We start from the raw sequence: 3,958 nt of genomic DNA, 5'->3' as shown, positions 1-3,958 counted from the left end.
ACCGGAATCAAACGTAAAATTAGGTTGGGAGATGTCTAAAACTGGGGTCGTCTCATCCCTGTCTGCTTCTGTCTCTTCTTCACTCTCTTCGGCAACCGCAGTCTCCTCTGTGTCTGGGGTTTCCGCTTCTTCGGGTTCGCTGGAGTTCGCGGACAGAGCAGAAATTAGTTCGCCATCGGGTTCAATCGTTTCGTTGCTTTCTACACCGGGACTCTCTCCACCCTCTTCAGTGCCTTTGGGTTCGGGGAGCGAGTCAAAAAAGGGCAGTTCTTCTTCTATTTCTAGCTCGGTTTCTGAGTCGGTGGCTTCAGGAAGGTTGCTCTCTTCTGTATCATCGGTCTCGTCTGCATCGCTAACCTCTTCCGAGTTTGCGTCTACCTCTTGGGTTTCAACGCTCTCAGTTTCTGTAGAGTCTCCCCCCATGTTAACTTCTACATCTGTAACCGGGGTTTCATCACCTCCATCAACGTCTACAAATCCGGAAGGGGTGAGGATGGGTTCGAGGATGAAGGTTTGACCTGGCTCAGACTGGGGTTTAGCGGTTTCAGAAGTGTTTTGACCGAAGAGGTTTTTGAAGATGCTCATGATGGTAGGGATTCACCGGAATCGTGAAGAAGCAGAGTGTTTGCAGAGTGGATTAAATTTACTTACCCCTCTATAGGGTTCTCGTTTTTTTCCACCTGTTTTTATGCAAGACGCAACAATTCTTTACATCATCCCTGGGATTGATGGTGTGGAGACCGCTAAAACTGTCTTGCCAGCTTGGTGTTGATTCAATTAATGCTCTGTTAGTTATTACTCTACACCGGAAGCAAATTCTATCAATCCTCAAATTTACTGATTTTTTCCTCAGAGAACAACAATATGTAATTTTACTCATCGCTATTCCCCTCTGGCTCCATTTGTGAAGTTTTTGTGAAGGGATACCGGGAACAAAATCAGGCAAGAGACTATAGCAGAGGTATCAGGAGATGGTGTCCCCGCGTCCCCCTGTCTACAGGAGACGGATTTTGATCGAAGGGAGAGGGCTACGAATCGATTGACAATGGTATAGAATATAATTAAACTGTTTCACCCAAACCATTCACTGAAATTAGGAGAAAAGAACAAGAATGACGCAAGTGGTAGTCGGAGAAAACGAAGGAATTGATTCAGCTCTACGTCGCTTTAAGCGCCAAGTGTCCAAAGCCGGAATCCTGGCGGATGTGAAAAGCCGCCGCCATTTTGAAACCCCTCAAGAGAAGCGCAAGCGCAAAGCTGTTGCCGCTCGCCGCAAGCGGCGTATGTCTCGCTAGGGAAGATGTTTGAAATGTAATATATTGGTAGGGGCGGGTTTGAAACCCGACCCTACCATCATATCTATCCCCAGGATTTTGTGGCTTCTTCCCGGTTCACTGGCCCGAGCATGAGTTTTCTAGACCCCTGGGGAATATGAATCCAACCTAAGTCTTGTAGCCGGTTGACTAAGTTAGAGATGGTGACCCCTAATTGGTCTCGTAGTTGATAAAGGGTAGACCATCGGGTAAGATTTTGGCGATCGCAATATTCAACAAGCAAACTCTCTGGCATCAGCAGGCAACTCGCAAAGTATTGCGCCTGCCATTCAATCGATTCCAGCTCACTTAAAGAACTATTGGGACGACACAGAAAAGAATCATCACTGCTCAGATGACCTCCCTCTTCCTGGACTTCGGCATGGTTAATATGCAGCATCCAATGGCCGATTTCATGGGCCAGGGTAGAGGACTGAAACCCCTCCGGTAAACTGAGAATCTCTTCATTGAGTTCAATTTGACGATTCAAAGGCAGAATGCGGGCCGCAATCGGCCCGTACTCGTCCGAAGGAATCAGATCCCAAACCACTCCCAAGTCTAGAAAATCAGCGATGCGGTCTACTTCTAAGGGCCAGGAGGGTTTCCAGTTTGGGGTTAATTCCATGCGTAACAGGAGGTCGTTGGCCCGACGCTCGATTTCTGGTTTGGGATAAAAGCGGTAGGGTTTGATTAGACTCAACTGGGGGCATCCTCATTGGCTGCTTGAAAGATCTTTTGGGCGAAGTCTGGGTTTTCCCGTAACCGTCTCAGAAGCATGGGCATAGCTTGGGCGTTTTGCTTGAGCAGTTCCTCATATTGGTGAGGAATGCGTCCAGCTAGACAAACCAACATATCGGGGTCAAGTTCGAGATGTTTGGCAAGGGAGCGGATGACTTCTTCTTTGGGAGGATAGTCAGCCCGGTCATTCTCTAGCTTGGACAGGTAGGTGAAGTCAAGCTTGACCAAGGCGGCAAGGCTCCTTTGGGAATAGCCTTTATCTTTGCGTGCCCTACGCAGAATTTTACCAAATGTTTCTGTGGTCATTTGTTTTCTCCATTACAAGTCTATCCTATCTCTAGTTTGAATAAAAAATCAAAAAATGGGTTGCCGGTGGGAAAGGGTTTGGGCTAGGATAAGGGTGTTGATAAAATAATCAACGTAGCAGTTGGAGGTAAAACGATGGCTCAAACTTGGACAGATACGACCTATAAGCTCGATGGTACGGAAATGACAATTTTGACCAGTCACCCTCGTCACGAGCAAGTTTCGCTCTATGTGCCGGGCTATTCTCTAGGGGGGAATGGGTTCTCGATTTTCTTTACTCCAGATCATATTGAGCTGCTGGAGACCCTGTTAGATCAATTAAAGCAGTTAAACGGGGGCGATCGCCTCCCCCAAGCTGAAGCAGTTGCCCTCTGTCGCACCTCGCGAGCAGAATTGGCGGGATAGGTGATGGGGGAGTGGGGGAGTGGGGGAATGGGGATAAGGCAGATCTGCAATTACCCATTACCCATTACCCATTACCCATTACCCATTACCTAAAGAACCGCAATACAGTCAACTTCCACCAAAACATCCTTCGGTAAGCGTGCCACCTCTACACAAGCGCGAGCGGGTGCGGTTTCGGGGTCAAAATAACTGCCATAAACCTGATTGACAGTAGCAAAATCACCCATATCCTTCAGAAAAATCGTCATTTTCACGGCATTCTCAAACGTCGCGCCAGCAGCCACTAAAACCGCTTGCAGATTATTCATCACCTGTTCCGTTTGTTTAGCTACATCACCGCTATAGACCAATTCATTAGTGCTAGGATCGATCGCAATTTGACCAGAAACAAACAACATCTCACCTGTCGCGGCGATCGCCTGATTATACGGCCCAACAGGAGCCGGAGCGCGATCGGTTTGAACAACTTTACGAGTCATGGTAATTCCTCACATCCACTTAAAATAACCTGGGACGCAATCCATAATTGCGGTACATCCAATAATCTTTCAAAATGCTGTCATGGTCAAAACATAAATCCGGCGGCACTTGCCACAACTCAAACAAAGCCAAATTCTTCGCATCATCAGCCGCCTCTGGTTCACCCATCGCAGCAGCAATCATCACCACCGATAAGGTATGCTGGCGAGGATCGCGATCGGGATCGGAATACACATGGAACTGTTCCACCAGCTCCACCGATAACCCCGTCTCCTCCTTCGCTTCTCGGAGAGCCGCCGTTTCCACCGACTCCCCATAATCAACAAACCCCCCAGGAATCGCCCATCCCAAAGGAGAATTTTTGCGCTCAATCAAAACAATCGGGCGTTCTGGCCGGTCAATCATCTCAATAATGATATCAACCGTCGGCGTAGGATTACGATATTCCATAGTGAACTGAGAGATTAAAGATTTGCAGACTGCCCTCATCCCCCTACCCCTTCTCCCACAGGAGAAGGGGAGAAAGTCCCTCTCCCTTGGGAGAGGGATTTAGGGAGAGGGCATGAACATAACATATTGCCCTCATCCCCCTACCCCTTCTCCCACAGGAGAAGGGGAGAAAGTCCCTCTCCCTTGGGAGAGGGATTTAGGGAGAGGGCATGAACATAACATATTGCCCTCATCCCCCTACCCCCTTCTCCCACAGGAGAAGGGGA

Annotated in this window: 6 protein-coding genes and 1 pseudogene; 2 read left to right on the top strand and 5 right to left on the bottom strand. The window is 48.4% G+C overall.

What is annotated here, in order from left to right; translation table 11 throughout:
• Positions 1–585 (bottom strand): annotated as a pseudogene (locus tag PJF56_RS04155) (hypothetical protein); the annotation flags it as partial.
• Positions 586–1,112: 527 nt separating this feature from the next.
• Between PJF56_RS04155 and rpsU the strand changes: the two are divergent.
• Positions 1,113–1,295 (top strand): 30S ribosomal protein S21, encoded by a 183-nt coding sequence (gene rpsU, locus PJF56_RS04150; protein ID WP_271937305.1) that lies wholly within the window; start codon positions 1,113–1,115, stop codon positions 1,293–1,295.
• A gap of 64 nt (positions 1,296–1,359) precedes the next feature.
• On the opposite strand, the gene PJF56_RS04145 is transcribed toward rpsU, so the two are convergent.
• Both PJF56_RS04145 and PJF56_RS04140 read right to left on the bottom strand, forming a co-directional pair.
• Positions 1,360–2,013 carry an ImmA/IrrE family metallo-endopeptidase gene (locus PJF56_RS04145; protein ID WP_283761382.1) on the bottom strand — a complete coding sequence of 218 codons (654 nt, stop codon included), beginning with the start codon at positions 2,011–2,013 and terminating at the stop codon, positions 1,360–1,362.
• Complete coding sequence (locus tag PJF56_RS04140) at positions 2,010–2,357, bottom strand: helix-turn-helix domain-containing protein (protein ID WP_283761381.1); 348 nt, start codon at positions 2,355–2,357, stop codon at positions 2,010–2,012. Before PJF56_RS04140 ends, PJF56_RS04145 begins: the two co-directional genes overlap by 4 nt.
• 135 nt (positions 2,358–2,492) lie before the next feature.
• Here PJF56_RS04140 and PJF56_RS04135 point away from each other — a divergent pair, with 135 nt between their 5' ends.
• Positions 2,493–2,762 carry a hypothetical protein gene (locus PJF56_RS04135; RefSeq protein ID WP_283761380.1) on the top strand — a complete coding sequence of 90 codons (270 nt, stop codon included), beginning with the start codon at positions 2,493–2,495 and terminating at the stop codon, positions 2,760–2,762.
• Positions 2,763–2,851: 89 nt separating this feature from the next.
• Here the strand turns inward: PJF56_RS04135 and PJF56_RS04130 are convergent, their stop codons facing one another.
• Entirely contained in the window at positions 2,852–3,241 is a 390-nt protein-coding gene (locus PJF56_RS04130) for a RidA family protein (RefSeq protein ID WP_283761379.1), read from the bottom strand.
• Between the two features lie 19 nt (positions 3,242–3,260).
• Entirely contained in the window at positions 3,261–3,692 is a 432-nt protein-coding gene (locus PJF56_RS04125; protein ID WP_283761378.1) for an NUDIX domain-containing protein, read from the bottom strand.
• Positions 3,693–3,958: the final 266 nt, after the last annotated feature.

Source organism: Roseofilum halophilum BLCC-M91, from assembly GCF_030068445.1.
Taxonomy (GTDB): domain Bacteria; phylum Cyanobacteriota; class Cyanobacteriia; order Cyanobacteriales; family Desertifilaceae; genus Roseofilum; species Roseofilum halophilum.
The sequence above is the reverse complement of the archived record's forward strand: the minus strand, read 5'-3'. Positions and strand labels throughout refer to the sequence as shown.

Coding starts and splice junctions, on each gene's coding strand:
- PJF56_RS04135 (WP_283761380.1), top strand. CDS start 2,493: ATGGCTCAAACTTGGACAGATACGACCTATAAGCTCGATGGTACGGAA.
- PJF56_RS04140 (WP_283761381.1), bottom strand. CDS start 2,357: ATGACCACAGAAACATTTGGTAAAATTCTGCGTAGGGCACGCAAAGAT.
- PJF56_RS04125 (WP_283761378.1), bottom strand. CDS start 3,692: ATGGAATATCGTAATCCTACGCCGACGGTTGATATCATTATTGAGATG.
- PJF56_RS04130 (WP_283761379.1), bottom strand. CDS start 3,241: ATGACTCGTAAAGTTGTTCAAACCGATCGCGCTCCGGCTCCTGTTGGG.
- rpsU (WP_271937305.1), top strand. CDS start 1,113: ATGACGCAAGTGGTAGTCGGAGAAAACGAAGGAATTGATTCAGCTCTA.